Origin of the sequence: Neobacillus sp. PS2-9 (assembly GCF_030915525.1) — a bacterium.
Lineage (GTDB): Bacteria > Bacillota > Bacilli > Bacillales > Cytobacillaceae > Neobacillus.
Map to the genome: position 1 here is coordinate 4,235,963 of NZ_CP133269.1, position 21,321 is coordinate 4,257,283.

The 21,321-nt window shown below is 37.7% G+C and carries 22 protein-coding genes; 3 read left to right on the top strand and 19 right to left on the bottom strand.

Annotated elements, in window-relative coordinates; all coding sequences use genetic code 11:
- The first annotated feature begins 100 nt into the window (after positions 1–100).
- Entirely contained in the window at positions 101–1,345 is a 1,245-nt protein-coding gene (locus tag RCG25_RS21245; protein ID WP_308080804.1) for a helix-turn-helix domain-containing protein, read from the top strand.
- Between the two features lie 28 nt (positions 1,346–1,373).
- On the opposite strand, the gene RCG25_RS21250 is transcribed toward RCG25_RS21245, so the two are convergent.
- From RCG25_RS21250 to RCG25_RS21260, 3 genes are all read right to left on the bottom strand, one after another.
- Complete coding sequence (locus tag RCG25_RS21250; RefSeq protein WP_308080805.1) at positions 1,374–1,604, bottom strand: hypothetical protein; 231 nt, start codon at positions 1,602–1,604, stop codon at positions 1,374–1,376.
- An 83-nt stretch (positions 1,605–1,687) separates the two neighbouring features.
- Complete coding sequence (locus RCG25_RS21255) at positions 1,688–2,071, bottom strand: DUF5655 domain-containing protein (protein ID WP_308080806.1); 384 nt, start codon at positions 2,069–2,071, stop codon at positions 1,688–1,690.
- Positions 2,072–2,564: 493 nt separating this feature from the next.
- Positions 2,565–2,819, bottom strand: a complete 255-nt coding sequence (locus tag RCG25_RS21260; protein WP_308080807.1) for a GlsB/YeaQ/YmgE family stress response membrane protein — start codon at positions 2,817–2,819, stop codon at positions 2,565–2,567.
- A gap of 99 nt (positions 2,820–2,918) precedes the next feature.
- On the opposite strand from RCG25_RS21260, the gene RCG25_RS21265 reads away from it, so the two are divergent.
- Positions 2,919–3,194 (top strand): CC/Se motif family (seleno)protein, encoded by a 276-nt coding sequence (locus RCG25_RS21265; protein WP_308080808.1) that lies wholly within the window; start codon positions 2,919–2,921, stop codon positions 3,192–3,194.
- Between the two features lie 88 nt (positions 3,195–3,282).
- On the opposite strand, the gene RCG25_RS21270 is transcribed toward RCG25_RS21265, so the two are convergent.
- From RCG25_RS21270 to RCG25_RS21330, 13 genes are all read right to left on the bottom strand, one after another.
- Positions 3,283–4,752, bottom strand: a complete 1,470-nt coding sequence (locus tag RCG25_RS21270; RefSeq protein WP_308080809.1) for a protein adenylyltransferase SelO — start codon at positions 4,750–4,752, stop codon at positions 3,283–3,285.
- 115 nt (positions 4,753–4,867) lie between these two features.
- Positions 4,868–6,109, bottom strand: coding sequence for a sensor histidine kinase (locus RCG25_RS21275; protein WP_308080810.1), 1,242 nt, complete (start codon positions 6,107–6,109; stop codon positions 4,868–4,870).
- A 6-nt stretch (positions 6,110–6,115) separates the two neighbouring features.
- Positions 6,116–6,787, bottom strand: coding sequence for a response regulator transcription factor (locus RCG25_RS21280; RefSeq protein WP_308080811.1), 672 nt, complete (start codon positions 6,785–6,787; stop codon positions 6,116–6,118).
- Between the two features lie 75 nt (positions 6,788–6,862).
- Positions 6,863–7,693 (bottom strand): RnfABCDGE type electron transport complex subunit D, encoded by an 831-nt coding sequence (locus tag RCG25_RS21285; RefSeq protein WP_308080812.1) that lies wholly within the window; start codon positions 7,691–7,693, stop codon positions 6,863–6,865.
- Positions 7,694–8,575, bottom strand: a complete 882-nt coding sequence (locus RCG25_RS21290) for an FAD:protein FMN transferase (protein ID WP_308080813.1) — start codon at positions 8,573–8,575, stop codon at positions 7,694–7,696.
- A gap of 3 nt (positions 8,576–8,578) precedes the next feature.
- Positions 8,579–9,040 (bottom strand): FMN-binding protein, encoded by a 462-nt coding sequence (locus RCG25_RS21295; RefSeq protein WP_308080814.1) that lies wholly within the window; start codon positions 9,038–9,040, stop codon positions 8,579–8,581.
- A 241-nt stretch (positions 9,041–9,281) separates the two neighbouring features.
- Positions 9,282–9,989 carry a M48 family metallopeptidase gene (locus RCG25_RS21300; RefSeq protein ID WP_308084242.1) on the bottom strand — a complete coding sequence of 236 codons (708 nt, stop codon included), beginning with the start codon at positions 9,987–9,989 and terminating at the stop codon, positions 9,282–9,284.
- 270 nt (positions 9,990–10,259) lie between these two features.
- A complete protein-coding gene (locus tag RCG25_RS21305; protein ID WP_308080815.1) occupies positions 10,260–11,408 on the bottom strand; it encodes a C40 family peptidase in 1,149 nt (382 codons plus the stop codon).
- 267 nt (positions 11,409–11,675) lie between these two features.
- Entirely contained in the window at positions 11,676–12,047 is a 372-nt protein-coding gene (locus RCG25_RS21310) for an MmcQ/YjbR family DNA-binding protein (protein WP_308080816.1), read from the bottom strand.
- A gap of 24 nt (positions 12,048–12,071) precedes the next feature.
- Positions 12,072–12,467 carry a VOC family protein gene (locus RCG25_RS21315; RefSeq protein WP_308080817.1) on the bottom strand — a complete coding sequence of 132 codons (396 nt, stop codon included), beginning with the start codon at positions 12,465–12,467 and terminating at the stop codon, positions 12,072–12,074.
- Between the two features lie 269 nt (positions 12,468–12,736).
- The gene (locus RCG25_RS21320; protein WP_308080818.1) at positions 12,737–13,039 is read right to left on the bottom strand and encodes a hypothetical protein; all 303 of its coding nucleotides are present in this window, start codon (positions 13,037–13,039) and stop codon (positions 12,737–12,739) included.
- 375 nt (positions 13,040–13,414) lie between these two features.
- Positions 13,415–16,498, bottom strand: coding sequence for an MMPL family transporter (locus tag RCG25_RS21325; protein ID WP_308080820.1), 3,084 nt, complete (start codon positions 16,496–16,498; stop codon positions 13,415–13,417).
- Between the two features lie 26 nt (positions 16,499–16,524).
- Positions 16,525–17,022, bottom strand: a complete 498-nt coding sequence (locus RCG25_RS21330) for a MarR family winged helix-turn-helix transcriptional regulator (RefSeq protein ID WP_308080821.1) — start codon at positions 17,020–17,022, stop codon at positions 16,525–16,527.
- 204 nt (positions 17,023–17,226) lie between these two features.
- On the opposite strand from RCG25_RS21330, the gene RCG25_RS21335 reads away from it, so the two are divergent.
- Complete coding sequence (locus tag RCG25_RS21335; RefSeq protein ID WP_308080822.1) at positions 17,227–17,367, top strand: hypothetical protein; 141 nt, start codon at positions 17,227–17,229, stop codon at positions 17,365–17,367.
- Between the two features lie 411 nt (positions 17,368–17,778).
- Here the strand turns inward: RCG25_RS21335 and RCG25_RS21340 are convergent, their stop codons facing one another.
- From RCG25_RS21340 to RCG25_RS21350, 3 genes are all read right to left on the bottom strand, one after another.
- Entirely contained in the window at positions 17,779–18,168 is a 390-nt protein-coding gene (locus RCG25_RS21340; RefSeq protein WP_308080823.1) for an adenine nucleotide alpha hydrolase family protein, read from the bottom strand.
- A 192-nt stretch (positions 18,169–18,360) separates the two neighbouring features.
- Positions 18,361–18,672: a hypothetical protein gene (locus RCG25_RS21345; protein ID WP_308080824.1), complete on the bottom strand. Its 312-nt coding sequence runs from the start codon at positions 18,670–18,672 to the stop codon at positions 18,361–18,363.
- A 400-nt stretch (positions 18,673–19,072) separates the two neighbouring features.
- Complete coding sequence (locus RCG25_RS21350; protein WP_308080825.1) at positions 19,073–21,103, bottom strand: DUF4179 domain-containing protein; 2,031 nt, start codon at positions 21,101–21,103, stop codon at positions 19,073–19,075.
- Between the last annotated feature and the right edge of the window lie 218 nt (positions 21,104–21,321).

The window sequence follows — 21,321 nt, forward strand, 5'->3', positions numbered from 1 at the left end:
GTTTAATTTAATTAAACAAATCATATCACACCAAATACTTCCATTTCAAGAAAAAGTTTAATATAATTAAACTACCAACTAAATAGGGTGTGTTTTATACATGTTAGGAGAACGGATCCGCGAAATTCGGAAAATGAAAAAAATGACACTTGAAGGACTGGCGGGGGAAGAACTAACCAAAGGAATGCTTAGCCTTATTGAGAACAACAAAGCTAAACCTTCCATGGAAAGTCTGACATATATTGCTAAGCGTTTAGGTGTGGAGGTAACTGAGCTGTTAGAAGAAATCAGCGGACACGAGCTACGAGGACTTTTAGAAACTGCAGAGAAATTATACAATTCCCAGGTTGAACAATGTCCCGACAAATATAAACAGCTTATTAGCTCGCTCGATCCTTATATGGATAAATTAAATGGTGGGTATGAAGCTGCTCGATTATTAGACCTTTATGGCCGCTGCCTTTATCATGAACAACTAGATGACTGGCAGATCTATTGTAATCGTGCAGCGAAAATGTATGATGAGATGAATCTAACTGCTAAACGAGCAGGGATTGGGATTTTGTACTCGACGGAGAAATTTGTTAAACACGAGTATACCGAATCATTAACGATTTTCTTAGCTGAACGTGCTGCAATCGAAGCAACGCATGCGTATGTTGACCCAATTACTCGTGCTGACCTTGATTATCAAGAAGCCATTCTTTACTTTGCAGTTGGCGATTCTGCAGCCGCTAAGCAGGTGATGGAAAAGGCCATTCAGTTCTCAAAAGAGCATCGGATTTTTTATCGAATTGATGATTTGTACAGGCTTGCCGTGGCCCATGCGATGATGACTCAAGATGAAGAAAATAAGATGCATTATCTTAAGAAATTAAAACAATATGGGGACTTTGCAGATCATGCACCCTCCATCCTTTTCTATGATTTGTTCAGGGTCATGTCTCTAATGGAAAAACAGGACTATAATAATTCGCTTGAAATAATTGACCACTACTTGTCCAATCCAAAAACAACGGATTTTTATGAAGTATGGTTTCTTCTTGAAAAGGGAAAGGCCCTATATAGCCTTAGCCGGTTTCTAGAAGCTATACCGTTTCTTGAAAAAATGACCATTCCTTCTTGGGTGCATCATCCTTTTGATTTATCACTTCTATATGTAAAGGATTGCTACAAGGCCCTCTGCCTGTTTGAATTAGGCCATAATGATGAAGCCCATCATGCCGCAAAACAGGCAGTGGATCATTTCGAACCTCTTCCACCCACACCATTTAAGGATTTTGCCCATGAAACATATAACAGAATGAAAGAGAACATCAAAAAAACAAAACCCGCAGAAGACTAAAAAACGTCACTACTCGGCGGGTTTCTTTCTATGTTTCTTTTGTTTCATTTAATTCATCTATTAATTGTTTTGTCCTTTTGGCATTTCCTTCAGCAAAGTTCTCGAGGCGCTCCTTTAGTTCATCATCATCGTGAATCCGCTCTGCTGTAATAAGATACGTCCTCATCAAATCTTCTTCCACCTCAATGGAATGTTCAAGAACCTGTTCTAATTTGTCCTTCTCTTCCTTATTCTTTCGGTTATCTGAGTTTTGAACCATGAGAAGACCTCCTTTTTTACCATTATCCTTCTCTATTCCATACCCAGATATCCATCGTGCTGAAACTTTCCCGTAGTCTAATTCTACCTAGTTTTCGAAAAATGATAGGCTTCTTCTAGCCACTTATTCACTTCGCTAGTTAACTCGGACTCATTCCGAATCATGACATGGTGAATCCAGCGGCCTGGAAATGGTTCTATTGCTTCAACAATTTGGTCGTGTTCAATATATCGGCCCACGCAAAAGGTTAGAACAATCGCATTTTCTGGTCGATTATTGAGCCACGGCTTGTGCTGCCATACCCAAGCAAATTTAGTTTTGGTTCCGAATGAGATTTGGGATTTATTCACTTCAATGGTTTCTGGAGCGATTGAATGGATCATTTCTTTGACAGACTTAAACAATGAAATGAGATATTCTTGATTGGAAAAAAAGACCTCTACTTTTTTTTCAAGTACAGATTCCATCCTTTATTCCCCCTCTCCTAACCTCTACCGTTTCTTGAATACGTTAGTTACATAATTAACAAAGTCCTCAATTTAATTATACCTTTATTTTCCATATAAAACTATCCAAAACGTTACTCATGAAGTATGTAACACAATATCCTGTCAAACTTTTTTCACAGTTTCTGCCCCACAAACTGAATAACATGTGATAATCCATTATGAAATTCCCCTTCATGATGGACCACTTAAGAGTCACGAAGAATTTCTACAGATCATGCGAATCGAATTGAACAGCTTTCCTTTACTGCCTACGTTCAATCCGATGAGCCACTTAGCCCTCAGCTTGCAGAAAAAATTGCTGACTTAGTCATTAAAAATTGTGGAATGATTCAGTCTGTCATTAGCTCTATTGAAGTAAAATTTACTATCAAGTACATAAAAGGGAAATAAAAAATAGGGTTACCCATAGAAGGGAACCCTATTTTCTTAGATATAGGCTTATCGCAATAAGTTAATCAAATAGTTTAGCAATAATACCAGCTACAATAACTACAATTATAGCCCCTATTATCGATGGGACTAACGAGAAACCAAGAATCATAGGTCCCCATGCACCTAATAAATATGGACCAACCCATGCTCCCACGAAACCTGCAACAATAGCTCCAGCCCATCCCCCCGGCATATCGAAAGGTGATAACTTGCTTCCCACAACACCAATTACCATCGCAACAATAACAGTAAGAATAAAAGAAAGAATTGTCATGCCATTAACTCCTTTTTTTGACATTATATGCAGAACTTGTACAATGTGTTCGGTTTACAAGTATAATAAAAATATACTGTTCCTGGGGAGGATTATTGTATGTATGTTGAAATAGATAATGAATCAAAAAAATGGATAGAAGCAAAAGAAAATCAACTAACTGTAAAAATTCTAGAAACAAAAACTTGTTGTGCTCCTGTTGTTCAGGAAGTAGTGGCAGTTCCAGGAAAGCCCAAAACAACTGATCAGTTTACGGAATTAAAGGTCGATTATCTATCCATCTATGTACATAAAATTATCTGTAACAAGGAAAAACTCACACTTAAATTATCGGGTATCAGCTTTTTAAAATCCCTTTCTGCTAAACTTCAATAAAATGGAGTATAAGACATAAAAAATGCTACTTCTGAACTCGCGAAGTAGCATTTTTTGTACTTTATTAACAAACAAAATATGACTGCTATCAGGTGCCGCAAAACGTTTGATACGAACGACCTGACGGTACAGGCAGAGTGCAGTATTCTTCCTGCTCAGGAGAATGAGCGTAGGGTTTTGATAGCACTTGGAGAAGCCTATCCAATACACTGAAATCCCCCTGTTCCACCGCAGCTTCTAAAGCCTCTTCTACCCGGTGATTTCGAGGAATGACCGATGGATTGCTTATTCGCATTAACTCATGTGATGATTCTTTCGATTCCTGCTGCCTGCCTAATCTCGCCTGCCACTTCTCATGCCATTGAGCAAATTCCGGATCCACAAACAGTGCTGCATCCTTCAGTGTACCAAAGGTTAATGAAAGGAAGGTGTTGGTGTAGTCTGCCCGGTGCTTTTCCATCAACTGAAGTAGTTCTTTCACTAGTGACTCATCTTGTTCCTCTTCATTGAAGATACCTAGCTTTGTTCTCATTCCTTCAAGCCATCTTTCTTCGAACAATGCACCATAACCTGAAAGAGCTTCTTCAGCGAGCCTCACAGCCTCATCTTGGTTTTCATTTATAAGCGCCAATAGCGACTCAGCCAATCGTGCCAGATTCCATACAGCAATATACGGTTGATTGCCATAAGCGTATCTTCCTTCCCGATCAATGGAACTGAATACGGTAGCCGGACTATATTCATCCATAAAAGCGCATGGACCATAATCAATCGTTTCGCCGCTAATGGCCATGTTATCGGTGTTCATTACCCCATGAATAAAGCCTACCAGCTGCCATTTTGCAATAAGTGCAGCCTGACGCTTAATCACTTCCTTTAAAAATGAAAGATACTTATTCTCATCATCTTTAATATCAGGATAATGACGGCTAATAGTATAGTCGGCTAAAGCTCGTAAATCCTCCACAGTACCAAATCTTGCTGCATATTGAAACGTACCGACACGAATATGGCTGGCAGCTACACGGGTTAGTATGGCACCTGGCAGAGCTGTTTCACGGTATACTGGTTCCCCTGTTGTTACGACAGCGAGACTGCGGGTTGTCGGAATACCAAGCGCATGCATGGCTTCGCTAATGATATATTCTCGTAGCATTGGTCCGAGCGCGGCTCGACCATCACCGCCTCGAGAAAATGGCGTTCTTCCAGGCCCCTTGAGCTGAATATCCACTCGTCCATTTTGTGGAGTAATCTGTTCACCTAGCAGTACAGCCCGCCCATCACCTAGCATGGTAAAATGACCAAATTGATGTCCTGCATAGGCTTGTGCAAGAGGTGAACCGCCTTCGGGAATCTTATTGCCTGCAAAAACGGCAATACCCTCCTCCCCTTGTAATGCCTGGACATTCACCCCTAGAGATTTTGCTAGTGCGCCGTTTAGAATGACCAACTGCGGTGAGTCTACGGGTGTCGGATTGGTGCTTTTATAAAATGCTTCCGGCAGTTTAGTATAACTATTGTCGAAGTTCCAGCCTGGGTCTTTTATTTCTTTTGTCATTGGGTCTCCTTTATTTCTTCTGTCTTTCTAATACATAATACCTTTGTCATTTTATTATACCCATCCTTGCACATTGTGGCTTGGGGGAAGCATTTTTTCAATTTCCTAAAACCGATTATTTACTTAGTGGCAATGTGACAAAAACATGTGTCCCTTCCCCTATATTGCTTTTAACCCTAATTTTCCCCGAATGAGATTGAACAATCCATTCTGCTATCGAGAGCCCTAAGCCTGATCCCTCTAAATGACGGCTCCGTGATTTATCACCACGATAGTATCGGTTAAAAATATGAGGCAAATCTTCCTTCGATATCCCAATCCCAGTATCCACTATTTCGATTACTGCACGTGAGTTTTTAATACTTCCTTTAATAGATACAGAGCCATTTCCCTTTGTGTATTTAATGGCATTATCAATTAGAATAACAAACAGTTGTTTTAGTCTCTCTTTATCTCCAATCATCTGAATAGGAGCAATATCAGCTTTTAGGTTCACCCCTTTTAAAATTGCTAAGGCATTAAACCCTTTAGTGACTTGATGGATAATTTCATCTAACTGAATGGTTTCATGAATCAACTGGAGCTGATTGGAATTAGATCGGGCTAATGTGAGTAAATCTGAAGACATTTTGGATAAGTAGTTAATTTCTTGTATTGCCTGATGAATAGTCTCACTTTCCTGTTCAATCGTATTGTCTGGATGGCGAAATAAGCGTTCAAGATTTAGTTTCATAACAGAAAGCGGGGTACGTAATTCATGCGAAGCATCTGCAACAAATTGCTGCTGCTTTTCCCAAGACAGTTTGATAGGTATTAAAGCTTTATTAGCTAAGTAGATTCCTGCAAAAATAGCAATAAAAACACTTAATATAGACCCGAAACCAATCACCATAAGCAAATGGGATAACATTTCTTTTTCGCGTTTTAGGTTATAGATCACCTGAATTTTTTGTACAGGCACATAGTTTTTATTTTTTGAAATAGGTATCGTAATTAATCGATAAGAATTATCCCCAATGGAAGTAGATTGCAGCTCTATTTTATTTAATAATTCAGCAAATCTTGCAGTGTCTTGCTTTGTAAAAGTGTTTGAAGGTATCACTTTATTAAGTTTTTGACCTTTCTCCCATAATAAATAGACAAGACGATGATTTTCCTCACGCTCTTGGTTCAATTCCGTCCCAATTCTTTCCCTCTCGTGAAGTAAATGATTTTTCTTTTCTAAAAGATTGTTATCTACTTGATGATACAAACTATAATACGTATATAAATAAATCATGGCTCCAAAGGAATTCTGGAGAATAAAGAAAACTAGAGAGTTAGTAATAACAAGCCGGCGTTTTGTTTTGGTAAACATGACTGATTACTCCCTTACCATATAACCAACACCACGAATAGTCCGAATTAGCTTTTCATAATCAAAAGGAGCTAACTTTTTCCGCAAATAATGGATGTAGAGATCCACGATGGCTTCTGTTGTTTCTGATTCTATTCCCCAAACTCTTTCAAAAATCTGGTCTCTCGTTAAAATTTGTTCTTTATTTTGAATTAAATAATAGAGCAATTCATATTCTTTAATTGTTAACTTTAAACTTTCTTCTTTTATAAAACCTTCGTGTTGGTTGGTATCAAGAAGAATGGGACCATAAGATATTTTCCCTTCAATTCCTATTTTCCCTGACCTGCGAAGTAACGACCTAATCCTTGCTAAAAATTCCTCAGTAGCAAAGGGTTTAACAATATAATCGTCCGCTCCAAAGTCTAGCCCCTTCACTCGATCCTCAACCCGATCTTTTGCCGTCAGGAATAAAGTGGGGATTTGGCATCCTTCACGTTTTAACTTTTTGATTAATGTAAAACCATCCATCTTTGGAAGCATAATATCAAGTGTGAGTAAATCATACTCATAGGATGAGGCCATAAGATAACCTTCTTCCCCATCTTCCGCCTGATCGACCTCGTATTGTTCTTCTTCTAGTATGGTAGTAATGATTCTTCTTAACGGTAAATCATCCTCAACGACCAGCACACGCATTTTTATTCGCCAACTTCCTTTTAACTCAGTTTAGTATTCTCGAACCTTTAGCCTCAAATTAATGAATGAAGATTTTCATTTATATAGAGCTCTCTGTGAATTTTTCATGCGCTGTTGCTTAAGTTCAGCAGACTTCATCACTGATCGTTTATTCCAATAATTATATAGATTCCCCATAAATAAGCCGAAAAATAAATAAGTTAAGCCTCCAAACATTCCATAAACAACAATACCTGAAACGGCTGAAATAACACCAAACAAGATCTGATTCTTATATTTAGCAGGCGAAGTAGGAGGATCAGTAAGCATAAAAAGTCCAAAAAATATAGTGGCATTGATAAAGGGTGGGCGAAGAGCATCTGCCGCATCACCCACTTGAAAATATCCCATAAAAAATAGCAATACAAAAAAGGTCCCCAAAAAGGCAAACACTTGAGGGAATTTATTCACACGATCAGTAACAATGTAACCTCCAATCAAAAGGAACATCATTAGCCACCACGGTAAGTCCCCAAACGCTCCCCACCAGCTATGACCTATATGAAAAATAAAAACAGATACAAATAGTCCTATAGCTGCTGGGTTAAAAATAGGTTTCTTTTTGAATACCAAAAGATGTTTAGACAAGATAGAGATAGCGGCTGTTCCTACCACATACGGCCATGAAGTTGTTATACTCAAAACCAACGAAATAATTAAGCCAGTAATAACAACTCCATCCTTGCTGCTTTTGCGATTGATTATCCTACTATAGAAGAACTCTATAACAAATGCTGCAACAACGGCAATAAGAGCATTGCGAATCCCATTTAATGTTTTGTATCCAATTGATGCGATAATTAAATATGTTATTAAACTAATTGTGACATATCCTTTTGGTGTTTTCATCCATTTAACTGTTCTCATTTATATTCCCCCAGCCCTGATAATCTTTAACTCAGGTGTGATCAGCAACCCCTTAAGATTTAGTTCTTCAATAACCTCTTTCCCCTTCTCTTCACCTAGTAGAAAGGCTACAGTTGAAAAAGCATCAGCCATCATCGCAAAAGGAGCAACAATGCTACTGCTTACCAAATGATTGGGTGAAGACTTAGTGTTTGGATTAACTATGTGATGTAAACTTGGATTCGTTTGATTCTTTCGCTCATAACTTCCAGATGTACAGATTGCTTCATTGGAAAGTTTAATCGTTTCAACCAGAAGATCCCTTTGATACGGATGCTGGATTCCAATTTCCCACGGGCTCCCCATTTCATTTAGTCCACCAGCAAATATATCACCGCCAGCGTTGATGACAAACCCTTCAAAGTCTATTAGTTCACGAGCAGCTAAATCAATCGCAAATCCTTTTGCTACTGCACCTAAATCTATGACTAAAGGTTTCATTATTGTTAAGGTCCTTGTTGCTTGGTTTAATAAAATTTCCTGATAAGTAACTGTTTCAGCATAAGGACTATTGATCATCGAGCCTGTTAAATAATGACGATTAAATCCGTATTCCTCCATTACCTTCCCTATAGTAGGATCAAATAACCCATTCGTCATTTGAGCTATTTGAAGGGCAAAGTAAAGCGGTTCGAACAGATACGGGCTAATTTCAACTGGCCTGCCGACATCTTGACAAGCTTTCATTAATTCACTTGAAGGACTAAAGCGGCTACACGCTTCTTCCACTCGTTGAAAAGCAAGAAATGCACGATTTATTTTCTCTTCAACCTCTTTTACTTCTTTCCGAGTAACAACCTGTATATCGACCACGGTATCCATATATAATTTTGTTATTCTCATAACTTACCCCACTGTATTAAATGCTTGATTAAGGGCATCTTGAACGGCATCCTCAAATGCTTCCGTACTATACGTTGCACCTGAAACATTTATCACCCTTGCACCCTGATTCTTCAGGACTTCATCAGGTAGGCCCACAATGTCGCTTTCCGAATAATGCATAGCAAAATCGCTTATTTCAACATTCGTAATCTTATCGTTCTGAATGGTTACCATAACATCAATAGAACCCCGTCTATTCATCCCTGTACCAGTGAACGTACCATCTTTATATAGTTTATTTTTTTGAGCATTGCTAACCGAACCATCATTTACTGCTTTATTATTTGTTTGTATGTTTTTCGCCACTTGATGAATAGGCTGTTCAATGCTCACTTGATTTTCCGTTGTTAAATAACCAGCTGAGTATACAGCTGCAACTGCCGTGGAACAAAGGATGATCCATTTTTTGTCTGTTTTTTTCATAAAGAATCCCTCCTGTAACATCTCAATCACCATTCCACAACAGTTTATCTTAGTAATCTTAGAATTTTATTTGAAAAAGAAAAGGAACCTACCAAAGTTTGGTGGTTCCTTTCCTTCAAAAACAAACTAATATTGATGTAAGTTATCGGTTCTCATTGCTCATCCTCTTAAATACATAACCCTTTTCCATGTCAGATCACAATTTTTTTTACACCGTTTTAATAAAATACCTTTTGTACAGCTATACCGTCATTTTCCAGTTTGATAATGCCAGCCAGTTTTCTTTTTCCTTATAATCAGGCATGATTTTTCCAACCAGCCTCCAAAAAGAGCGGTCATGATTTAAATGCACCATATGACACATTTCGTGAACAACTACATAATCAATCACACTTTGCGGCGCCATCGCCAGTCTCCAATTAAAGGTTAATTGAAGTCTTGAATCACAGGTTCCCCATGTAGTTTGGCTATCTGTGATTCGAATTGAACGTGGTTTTGTTTTAAAGTAACTTTGATATGAGGAGATGCTCTTTTCAACTATTGCTTTACATTGCTGATAATAGAAGCGTTTTAAAGCATGTTTTATTTTCTCATCTTCTGGGTACTTCACATATATATGTAATTTATCTTCCTCAAATCTTACGTAATCTTGGGCAATGGTACTGTCTTGAAAAATCTGTATGGGAAAGGTATTTCCTAAGTAAAGAAAGGTCTCACCATGATCATATACCTTTTCCTGCGGTCCTTGGAGCCGATCCTTCATTTCTTTTAATTTTTGCTGAATGGGGTCCCAATTTTTCTCTAATAGTTGGATTACCTTTTCATCTGGTGTTCCTTTCGGTGCCTGGACTTCCACATTCCCATAGCTATCAATCGTGATCCCCATTGAGGAACGATTTTTGTACTTAATTTCAAAATGTATCGTCTTATCTAAGTATGTGTGTATCATTTCATCACCTTTTTTAACATCAATTAAGAAAAGCGCAAGCGCCTTGTTCAGCCCAGACAGGCAAATGTTCTTCGGCAATAAAAGTCCGCCTTTTGACTTTTATTGCCGAAGGTTATTTGACCCGAGGGGCTAGGCGCTGGAGCTGGACAATTCTCGAAGTCGAATTTTATACATTCTTATTATGTAAAAAAATAGTGCCTGTCCCTCAAAAGGAACAGACACTATTATTATAAACTATATTAGTTTACATCTTAATTTTTTTCTCTGTATTTAAGGTTGTAGGACTCTAGCAGCACTTGTGAATTTTGCAGGGTTATAAGTAGCGATCTTTACCACATCACCTGTTTGTGGTGCATGGATGTATTGTCCGCCTCCAATATAAATACCCACATGATAAGCAGGTGAACCTCTGAATACTAGGTCTCCAGGTTGTACTTGACTTGGAGAAATTCTTGTTCCAACCCTTTGTTGGTCACGTGACACCCTTGGAAGATTGATGCCAACTTGACGGAATACATAGCTTGTAAATCCTGAACAATCAAATCCGTTTGGCGTTGTTCCTCCCCAAACGTAAGGAACACCCATATATCTTTTCGCTATAGCAATAACATTACTTGCCGTAGCAGAGGTAGATTCATTAGATAAATCTACAGAAGGTGCAGATTTTGAAGTTTTGGTTCCTCCAGAATGTCTTTGAGTAAGCTGTTGCTGAGCTAATTGAGCTTGGCGACGTGCCTCTTCCTGTGCCTGTCTTTGAGCCTCTTCTTGAGCCTGCTGTTGAGCCAGTTGATTATGTTGATTTTGTAATGTACTCTGCGCAGTAGCTAATTCTTTTTGAATTTCTGCTTTATCTTCTTGGACCTTTTTTTGTTCAGATGCTAATTCATTTTGGCTATTTTTTAATTGATTGTACTCTTCGTGTAATTTTTTCTCTGCTTCTGTTAATGCTTGCTCTTTTTCATTTAAGCCGTTTAGTAAAGATGTATCACTTTCCATGATGTTTGAAATAGCAGAAAAACGGGTAAAAAATTCAGAAAGGTTTTCAGATGAAAGCAAAAGTTCTGCGTATGTAACGATTGATTGTTTTCCCTCTAACTGAATACTCTTAAGTCGTTCTGAATAGACCTCTTTGTGTGCTTCAAGGGACGCTTTAGCTTCTTCAATTTCAGCCTCTGTTTGTGCAATTTTTCCTTGTTGCGTCTTGATTTCACTATTTAGTTTTTCACTTTTCTCCATTGATTGACTGATTCGGTCATCTAATTGTTGAATTCTGGTTTCAAAATTATCAATTTGGTCTTCCGTTGCATTAATTTGCCCCTGGATTACTGACGTTTCCGGACTCGCAAAAGTAGGTGTTACTTGGATTGTAGCGGCAAGAATGGTAGCTGTAACTGTATATTTTAAGAATTTTTTTATCATTACATTATCTCCTCTTGTAACCTATCATTAATTCCAATTTCCTAATATATTACTAGTTTATACTCCAAATGGACTAATAACAATGCAATTGGCAGTAATGTAATACAATTGTAATTTTATGTAGAATAATCTGACAAAATTGTCGACATCTGATGATAAATATTTCTTAGCACCATAAAAAATAAGCCGCTATATTTAATAGCGACTTTTTAGTTTTTTGTAGATATAGATATAAATAGAAAAAAAGGCGGAATATCCACCTTTTTTTCACTTTGTATGTAACTCATTCCATTTCTTAACCAAGCGCTTCGGCGCTGCACGCAAATAGGCTTCTTGAATGAGATCAGCCAACTCATCCCAGTCTTGTCCCTCTGGATTTTGAATAGACACCCAGCCATGATGTCCTATGTAAGGGGTTTTGAAAAAACATTCTTTCTGCAGCAATAATTCCTGTGTTTCCCTGTCTGATTTAAACGACAGGCTGAAACCTTTCTCGCTTTCACCTGATATCACGAAGGATTTCCCATTGATTTTAAAAGTATTGTGACCGAAACCGTCGATAATTTCAGTAGATTCAGGAAGTGCAAGACAAATGCTGCGCACTTTTTCAAGCATGCCTGCCGTGTCATGTGTTTTCATATTTTCATTCACCTATCGACCATTCTATTTTGCGTTCGCATCAGGTTGATGAATTCCGAAAATATTGCCTTCGGTATCAATATAATAGCCTTGCCATGCCATTCCAGGCAGGGCATATTTAGGCATGGCGACCTTTCCGCCATTCTCCAGAATTTTCGCTTCCGTTACATCGTAACTTTCTACTCCCATTGTACAAGCATACCCATTTAATGCTTGATTTGTTTCCGGTGGAGCACTTTGACGCTGCATCAAGGCACCATTGATTCCAGGTTCATTTTCATCGCCAGTCACAGCACCAAAGTAAGGCATGCCTGCATACTCACTCCAATCCTGAAATGACCATCCGAATACCTCTCCATAAAACTTCTTTGCCCGTTCCATGTCACTCACATGAATTTCGAAATGAACTAATCTTCCCATAATGGCCTCCTATTTTTACAAGAATGAACTATTTCTAGGTTGCTTTTCTACTTTAGTAGAGTCTTTGACACTTTTCTATTATAGGATATTTTGTGGTAATAAATTCCGTCAACAATAAAAAATTTTGAAAATTCAGGGAAAAATAGTGAACATTTGTAAAAAATAGCTACTTATATCCTATTTTCACCCCATAAAAAAGCGTTGTAAAAATTTATCAGTCGATTTCCTCTACAATTAACTGGGTATAAAAATCAACAATGTTTTTTAACTTAATACAGGACAAGAAGCACCTCCTCCCCTGGCATCACGTCATCAATGCAAACCACCAGATGCTCTCCAAGAAGACGAAGCCTATAACGAGTAGCTGCTGTCACTGGAAGCAGAAGGCCTGGTAATTCGGCTAGGTGGGACGGTTGATTTGGAAAAATATCAGTGGAAGCCGTAATTGCTTCATGGACACGTTTGTAAAACTTTGCTCCGTTACCTGTTGCTCTCCTTCTCACCCGGTTCGGGCATGTAACCCCCTTCTTCTTCGTTACCGGTTCATCAAAAAAATCACTTTCCACGAACATTAGAAACCTTCTCGAATCTCTATATCCTATAAAAAGCCAGGCATTTAGCCTGGCTCAAGTATCTACCAATAAAATTCTGTGTTGTTCAACTCTTGAAGTACCTTAATAATTTCCTTTTCTATATGATTTACTTTCTTTCTCGTCACTTTCGATTATTTACTCGTCAAAATATGATTTACTCGTCTATTTTCCATTTTACTCGTCAAACTTCACACTTTACTCGTCAATAACCCCATTTTACTCGCCAACTACTAAACTACACCCACTCTTCCCAAAAAACACCACAATTATCAAAGATTGTGGTGGGACAGAATTATATACTTTCTTTTTAAAAAAGGCAGTTTCCCCTTTGAAGAGGGACTGCCTTTTTGCGTTTTACACTATTTTTTTCTCATAACTTACGTCCGTATCCTTCTTTCTAGAAAATACATTTACTAGAGCTTCCGGAAGAGCCATCAAGGCTGGAACAAAGATTGGAAGCAGAATAAAGCAAAGGATGACCAGACCGGCAATAACAGCTATGGCCAGTTCTGATAAAAGGATGATACCCGAAGGCATCAGTGTGGCAAAGGTGCCGCCAAGAATAATTACTGCTGCTATAATCACACCGCCTATTTGCTTTGAAGCCAATACGATTGCCTCTTTAGCCGGCATATGTGGATATTCCTTAAACCGCATCATTAAAAATATACTATAGTCTACTCCCAAAGCGACAATGATGATAAAGGAGAAGAATGGTACGAAGGAAGAAATACCTTCAAGCCCCTTCAAATCTATGAAAATATAATTTATAAGGAACATCGCCGCATAGTATGCCCCAACAAGGGATGCGGTGATGAAAACCGGTGTCCAGAAAGATCGTATAACAAAAAACAGTACAAGCAATACTCCGATAATGACGATTGTCGTTGTTTTATTTAGATCTCTGGTCAATACATTATTCATATCGTTTGTTGTCGCACTGGGTCCGGATGTTCCACTCTTTGCATCAGATAGAGCGGTGCCTTTAAGTCCATCTGTAACCGTTTGATTGATTTTGTCTACGGTTTTTAATGCACTCTCTGAATATGGATCATCATTCAGAACTACCATGAATTTGGTGATTTTTCTATCTTCAGACATGAATGTGTCAAACGATCTTTTAAAGTCCTTATTAGTCAACGCTTCCTTTGGAATAAAGAAAGTTTTATTCGTATTCAGCTGCGTTAAGTAACCATTCGTTTGTCCCAGTCCATCAGAGATTTGCTGTAAACCGTTGTTGACATCTGACAGCTTTTCGCCAAAGATACTGAAACCGTTGAGGCCGTCTGCCAGCTGCTGCTGACCTGACTTCATCTGGCCCAATCCATTCGTGACACTGTTCATATTGGTTACGATGGTGCCAATTCCTGAGGATGCCTGACCAAGTCCAGATTCAAGCTTTTTCAACCCATCTGCCATTTGTGCTAATCCGCTACTCATGGCGCCAAGATTTTTATTTGCTGTCCCAAAACCGGTAGTTACTGCATTATAATTAGCATTTAAGGCTTGGATTCCTTCAGGTGTGATTTGACTTAATGAAGAGTTTAACTGTTCGATTGTTTGCTTCAAAGCTAAATAATTTTCATCACTTTGAGAATCTTCATAACTGCTCCCTAAAGCCGTAACCATGGACTGCATTTGTGATAAGGCACTTTTCACCCCAAGTAGAGCCTGGGCTGCATCTTGATAGTGGGTACCCATCTCTACATATCCAGTCTGCATCTTCCCATAATTTTCAGCTAACAAGGCAACACCGCTGCTCATCTTAAAGATATTTGTTTCAATGGTAACTATACCGTTATTGATCGTCTTTGAATTACTTGATCCATCGTCTATACCCGTTTGGATTTGCTTCAATCCATCAGTTAAGGCAGCCATACCATCTTGAAGCTTTGCCGTACCGTCAACCATTTGACTGACTTTGGAAAAGTCCGCTGAACCGAACCCTTCTTGTGCTTCTTTCAATCCATCATGAATTTGATCCACACCACCTTGCGTTTGTGACAAGCCATCCGTAACAGCCCCCATTTGACTGTCGACGTAAAAATCATCAATTGGCTTACCTTGAGGTTGTGTGATGGAAGAAACCTGCTTCACACCCTTAATACTTTTCAATCTTTCAGTTATATTATCAATGACTGCAAGAGAGTCATTATTATCAAGTGCTTTACCAGTTTCGATGACAACAGTCGCAGGCATAGCCTGGCCTTTTCCAAAGTGCTTCGATACCAAATTTATCGCTTTAGAAGAAGGGTATTTATCTCCAAGTTCTCCGACCGTATCAAAGTTAAGCTTTTCCTGATGAAAATACACCATTGGTCCGAGTATCAAAAGAATGATGACAGTCGATATAATAGGGTGCTTAACAGCATAGGAGGATGTTTTACCCCAAAACTTATTTTCCTTATGGCCCATTACATTCTTAGATGGCCAGAAAAGTTTTTTACCTAATACCTTCATGACAAATGGCGTTAAAGTCAATATTTGCAGTAACAATATGGTTACTCCGATTACAACCACAACACCTGATCGATAAATTGGAGATTCGGCAAAAATGAGAGCAAGGAAAGCAATAAATACAGTGAGTATGCTGTATGCAATTGTTTTACCTGCCGTTTTATAAGTGTTTACGATTGATTCATCAATAGAATGTCCATGGGATAATTCTTCCTTAAATCGATTAAACAGAAGGATGTTATAATCTGTACCAATCCCAAATAGGATAAGGATCAGGAGCATTTGGGTAAGACTAGTTATTGGAAATCCTGCCTTATCAATTAATTGGGCTGCAATTCCCATGGAAACAAGGTAGGAAAAAGCTACAGCCACTAAGGAAATCATAGGTGTAACGACTGACCTAAATGCAATGATAAGGACTACTAAAATAAAAATAACGGTTAATGCCGCACTCTTTTCGACACCTGCCTGGGATGCCTTCAGATAATCATTATTGATAAAGTCTTCCCCACTAAGATAGTAGTCAACAGGTACATGATCCAATTTGCTTTCAATTTGTTTTTTGATATCATCTATTTCTCGCCCTCTTTTATCAAGCTTATAGCTCACTATAAGTGTTGTACCATCTTTAGATACTAAAGAGCTTTTGGCTTCGGGGATGCTGAAAGGATCCATGATGTTAGCAATACCAAGCTCTGACCTGCTATCGCGTATGTTTTCTACAGCATCACCGATTTTCTCCATTTCATCATCTGAAATTTTATTTTTATCGTAAAAAACGATGAGGTTGTTTGTTCCTTTCGTTGTATCCATTTTTTTTAAGATACGATCTGCCATTACGGAAGGGCTATCATTACTCGTTCCCTGCTGCCCTTTTTGCCGTAATATGGCATTGATGTCTGGTTGTATGACTGTAAGCACGATTGTCGCAACCAACCATATGGTAAATATGGCCCAGCGGCCTTTAATAATCTGTCTCACCTTGAATCCTCCGTTAGTTTAGATATTTATTTTGTTTTTTCAGGAAAGTATAAAACATCAAAGAATTCACGATTATCCATTCCTTCTGCCGCCATTTTTTCCTTCACAGCCGAAACCAATAATTTCATGCCCTTCTCGACAATTTCTTGTTCAGTTGGATTTAATAGATTTAATACATCTAGTAGTGACTTATTTGCGATCTCCGATATGTCCTCATTGATTCCTTTTGATAATTCGTTGGAAAGTGAAATCTCCACAGAACGTTTATCATTAGGATTTGGCGTTTTCACTAGAAGCCCTTTTGAAGTAAGTCGTTCAACGATATCTGAAACCGTACTTTGGGTCATTTTTAGATTTTGAGAAAGATGTTTAATACTGATTTTTTTATGAGCAAACACTTCTCCTATTACTCTTGCTTGAGGAATCGTGACACCCCGCTCTTCGGAATGTTTCTGAAGACTTTTCATAATATAACTTTGTAATAGATCTATAGATTCCCGAATAAAAATGGCCTTTTCCACCATTTACTAACCACCTTTCAAAAAAAATAGCACACGATGTATCCCATAAGATACATCGTGTGCTATCTATCGTAAAATTTTATATCTTATTTGTCAATTAAAAGGTATGTCATTGAAAAATGTCCTTCATCCGGGTTATGATGGACAAAAATCGGTTGGATACTATGAAAAATGTCCTTCATCCGGGTTATGAAGGACAAAAATCGGTTGAGCTACAAGAAAAATGTCCTTCATCCAGGTTATGATGGACAAAAATCGGTTGGATACTATGAAAATGTCCTTCATCCAGGTTATGATGGACAAAAATCGGTTGGATACTATGAAAAATGTCCTTCATCCAGGTTATGATGGACAAAAATTGGTTGTGCTACAAGAAAAATGTCCTTCATCCGGGTTATGATGGACAAAACTTGGTTGTGCTACAAGAAAAATGTCCTTCATTCGGGTTATGAAGGACAAAAATCGGTTGGATACTATGAAAAATGTCCTTCATCCGGGTTATGATGGACAAAAATCGGTTGGATACTATGAAAAATGTCCTTCATCCAGGTTATGATGGACAAAAATTGGTTGTGCTACAAGAAAAATGTCCTTCATCCGGGTTATGAAGGACAAATCCTAATGTGATTTTTCATGTGAATGAAATGGCTAGAAAAAGTGAGAATAAATCAGAGATTGAACCTACTTTTACAGTTTTGCGCCCTGTAAGTAAACCCGTATCACTAGACTGGGTTGGTGGATTATTTATTTACAATTTTATTAGTTTAGTATTTCTTTTGCCTTTTCCTTCATTTCATTAAAACGTTTATTTAATAGGTTTAGAATCGTGCCGTCGGCCGTAAAATGCATGACGATGGTCTGTATCTCACGTTTATTGAATTTGCCACGTTCATGAATTTTAAATCCTCTGCCATTAAGCTTAAACCTGATCATAAAACTGTCAGCTTTCCTTTCTTCTCTCGGATAAACTTGTAGAAAATGAAGAACTGCCTCTTGGCATGTACAATCAGGATTCATACAATATGAGTCAGCGACCAAAAATAGCTTCCCCATACAATCTAAGGGAAAAAAATCGTTGTCTTGATTAGGGAAAATCTCTGAATAACAAACTGTGACTCCTTGAGCAATTTTACTCAGAACTGCATTCATACTACCGCTCCTTTTTTCATTCGGATTTAACGGCAACTTTCCCATTTATTCTAGTTATTAAATGAATATTTTTTTCATCACTTTAATTAGGAAATTAATATAGGACGGCATGATTGTGGATTTAAAATGGTGAAAATCAAAGGGGAAGATTGCAGGTTTCTAGAATGGAATCTAAATTACGAAAATATCAATTTAACCAAAATACACTTTTACACTCTCTTCTTTTTTTGCTGTTTCTAAACAGTTTTGTATAAAATCTAGGATTTGTTTTAGATCCCAATTTTGAGAATCACCATTTTTATATAATTGCTTGTACTTATTCAATGCTTTTTCAATTTGTTGTATGGAGAAGGTAGACCAGTCTCCAGACCCACTAACTCCTGCATAGTATTTATTTGCCTCAAGTAGGCTGTACAATATCGTAGCATTATAATTCCTCATGCTAAAACGTGCATAAGCAATTTCTTTTCCTGCCTTATTGACTCCATAAATATCGTGACCCATTATTTATCCTCCTTCAAAATTAAAAAATACCAGAAAGTGTAGTGACATTGGAATCTTTAAAAATATAATAAGTAGTTACTTTGTTTATCACTCCTTTCAGTTTTTTTAATAGCATTTTATGCTGAAACAGGATGGAATAAGAAAAGGTATATTGGTAGAAAATGTGAAGATACAATTAGGAGGTTGTTCAGATACGTAGGTATAATTCACTAGTTATTTTCATTTTTAGAGTTTTCATATATATAAGGGTTTAAAATGGGTGTAAGCGCTAGGGGCAAAGTGAGGTTTTCAATATAATAATTTCATGTTCCTTGAAACTTGTCAATCGCCAACAATTCGACAAAATTCTCGTTGCAAAGTAAGAGGCAACAGCCCAATTTGAGGGCAGCTGCCTTCTTTGTTATTCCAATGAAATCTTCACAACATCATCCAAATATTTTGTTATATTATATCCGTAAATCTCAAGCCTTTTGGGAATCAATTTTTCTCCAGTGTTACTCTCTACCTTAATGTTTTGAACTGTAACGAAATAATGGGGCTGCTCGATGTCATCATACGGGACAGCCATATCTTCATTGTATTCTACTCCATTTTTGTCAACGAGCACTGCTTCAGAATTCATCTCCATTGAAATCGGTTCATTTTCATCCTCACCCACAACACTAATTTGAAGCGACTCAAATGCTCGATTCTCTATTTCATGATTACTTATGACAACTTTAGTTTGCTGTTCCACTTCCACCATGTCGATGGAAATTGTACTTCCTGCATATTCAAAAGTTTGAGGATATTCCTTAGTGGCATCCAGCTCAATGGTTTTTTTATCTTCAACAGTTATATAAATAGCGCCGAATTTAACGTTAACCTTTTTTGGCTTTTCTCTAAAAAGAGGGTCAAAGTTTGTTTGAAAAGTACTCCAGTTCATGTCTTGTGATGTATCTAAATAAGAGCCTCCATACAAATCAGCTTTCGCTTTCTTATTGTTCACTTCTAGATAGTCAAAATTGAGAGCATCTATCCATTTTTCTGACTGGTCATTAGGAATACTATATTGCAGAAGTGTCGCTGTTGGAGCAATGGTCAGTTTTTCTAATCGAACTGGAATTTCATTGACTTCTATTTTTTCATCCAATGCATATTCTACGGAAGGTTGTTTTGTTACAGGGATCTCGAAGTTCCACTCCCCTGTTTCATATTCCATATCCCCGGAAGCACTATAACCATTCTGTTCAGAGGAATTTGGATTCAATTTCAGAAGCTTTGTGATTTTCAGTTTGATTGTCCCGTTTTCCTTTGAGAGTGGAAGCAGACTAATCTTCCCGTGATACACGTTCTTTTTTTCGTTTTTTACATTGGATTCAAGATTAGGAGGATATTCCCTTAGATTTGCTTCATGGCTCATGATTTCATATTCATTCTCCACCAGAACCCCATCTTGATTATTCATTACATATTGATGGTCTTCATCCGTATCTTCTATTTCATAAAAAACAATCGTTTGAACATCATCAGCAATCGCACCCATAATCTTAATTTTCACGCCATTGCGTTCCGCTTTCAAGTTCAGCCTTTCACCCAGGCCCTGTTGAAGATACGCGTGCAATTCCGGATCTTTTTCTTTCCATGAATAATAATGGCTGGCAAACGCCCCTGTAAAATATTCTATCCCCATTAACAATGCAAAAACACTTGCAAAAACAAGTCCCATTCTTTTACGTTTCTTATTCTTCTGTTGTCTGTGCTTCTCCACTTCTGCCAGCCTATCTTTGACGTTCTCCATGAAACCCGATGGCACATGGTAAGCCTCCATCCGTTCTGTAAGATTTAACATGGTTAACATGACATCCTGAAAGGCAGCCAAATCCTCCTGGCAATTTTGACAATGATAAATATGTTTCTCTAAATCAATCTTTTTCGATCGATCCATAGTTCTTTCTAGGTAATCCAAGTAACTCATATGATATTCTTTACAGCCATTAAAGGATGTCCCGTACCCCATTACTTTTCTAAGTGACCGGATTCCGGAAAACAAATGCTCTTTCATCTTTTCTTCTGATACTTGGAGAAGATGTGCCGCGTCCTCTTTGGAGATTCCTTTTATATATGTAAGTACCATCGCATCTTTCTCGTACTCTTTCAATTGATCAAGTGCTTTAAATAAATCCTGACGTGGTTCACTTTCCTCTGAAGTTAGTAAACTACTATTATCAGAAAGCTCCCGGCAGGTATGTATGAAAATGGATGTAACCGACATTTCGAAAGATGTTTCATTTTTATTTTGACGCATCTCCTTATGGACTTTTATAATGGTCCGGTAAAAAAGCTCTTCCATTAGCTTTTGACTTCTAAGATAGGACCAACCAAGTACATAGAACGATTGTAAATGTTGATCGAACCAATCTACAATGGATTCTATTCTTGCTGGGATCATCTATGTGTTCCCCCCTTTAACATTCTTTTTAGCTTTCATCTGACTTAACCACTTCTACACCTACTCTAGTAAGTTGATTTAAATTAAAGTCTTTTAAATTATACAACATTTACCAAGAGATACCTTTATCTATCTCGCAATAAAAAAGACAGACCAAAATTTTGTTATTTGGTCTGTCAATTCAATATTTATTAATCATTTCATTTCTCTTAGAAATG

Excerpts from the sequence above, each read along its gene's own strand:
- RCG25_RS21245 (WP_308080804.1), top strand. The coding sequence starts at position 101 with ATGTTAGGAGAACGGATCCGCGAAATTCGGAAAATGAAAAAAATGACA.
- RCG25_RS21250 (WP_308080805.1), bottom strand. The coding sequence starts at position 1,604 with ATGGTTCAAAACTCAGATAACCGAAAGAATAAGGAAGAGAAGGACAAA.
- RCG25_RS21255 (WP_308080806.1), bottom strand. The coding sequence starts at position 2,071 with ATGGAATCTGTACTTGAAAAAAAAGTAGAGGTCTTTTTTTCCAATCAA.
- RCG25_RS21260 (WP_308080807.1), bottom strand. The coding sequence starts at position 2,819 with ATGACAATTCTTTCTTTTATTCTTACTGTTATTGTTGCGATGGTAATT.
- RCG25_RS21265 (WP_308080808.1), top strand. The coding sequence starts at position 2,919 with ATGTATGTTGAAATAGATAATGAATCAAAAAAATGGATAGAAGCAAAA.
- RCG25_RS21270 (WP_308080809.1), bottom strand. The coding sequence starts at position 4,752 with ATGACAAAAGAAATAAAAGACCCAGGCTGGAACTTCGACAATAGTTAT.
- RCG25_RS21275 (WP_308080810.1), bottom strand. The coding sequence starts at position 6,109 with ATGTTTACCAAAACAAAACGCCGGCTTGTTATTACTAACTCTCTAGTT.
- RCG25_RS21280 (WP_308080811.1), bottom strand. The coding sequence starts at position 6,787 with ATGCGTGTGCTGGTCGTTGAGGATGATTTACCGTTAAGAAGAATCATT.
- RCG25_RS21285 (WP_308080812.1), bottom strand. The coding sequence starts at position 7,693 with ATGAGAACAGTTAAATGGATGAAAACACCAAAAGGATATGTCACAATT.
- RCG25_RS21290 (WP_308080813.1), bottom strand. The coding sequence starts at position 8,575 with ATGAGAATAACAAAATTATATATGGATACCGTGGTCGATATACAGGTT.
- RCG25_RS21295 (WP_308080814.1), bottom strand. The coding sequence starts at position 9,040 with ATGAAAAAAACAGACAAAAAATGGATCATCCTTTGTTCCACGGCAGTT.
- RCG25_RS21300 (WP_308084242.1), bottom strand. The coding sequence starts at position 9,989 with ATGATACACACATACTTAGATAAGACGATACATTTTGAAATTAAGTAC.
- RCG25_RS21305 (WP_308080815.1), bottom strand. The coding sequence starts at position 11,408 with ATGATAAAAAAATTCTTAAAATATACAGTTACAGCTACCATTCTTGCC.
- RCG25_RS21310 (WP_308080816.1), bottom strand. The coding sequence starts at position 12,047 with ATGAAAACACATGACACGGCAGGCATGCTTGAAAAAGTGCGCAGCATT.
- RCG25_RS21315 (WP_308080817.1), bottom strand. The coding sequence starts at position 12,467 with ATGGGAAGATTAGTTCATTTCGAAATTCATGTGAGTGACATGGAACGG.
- RCG25_RS21320 (WP_308080818.1), bottom strand. The coding sequence starts at position 13,039 with ATGTTCGTGGAAAGTGATTTTTTTGATGAACCGGTAACGAAGAAGAAG.
- RCG25_RS21330 (WP_308080821.1), bottom strand. The coding sequence starts at position 17,022 with ATGGTGGAAAAGGCCATTTTTATTCGGGAATCTATAGATCTATTACAA.
- RCG25_RS21340 (WP_308080823.1), bottom strand. The coding sequence starts at position 18,168 with ATGAATGCAGTTCTGAGTAAAATTGCTCAAGGAGTCACAGTTTGTTAT.
- RCG25_RS21345 (WP_308080824.1), bottom strand. The coding sequence starts at position 18,672 with ATGGGTCACGATATTTATGGAGTCAATAAGGCAGGAAAAGAAATTGCT.
- RCG25_RS21350 (WP_308080825.1), bottom strand. The coding sequence starts at position 21,103 with ATGATCCCAGCAAGAATAGAATCCATTGTAGATTGGTTCGATCAACAT.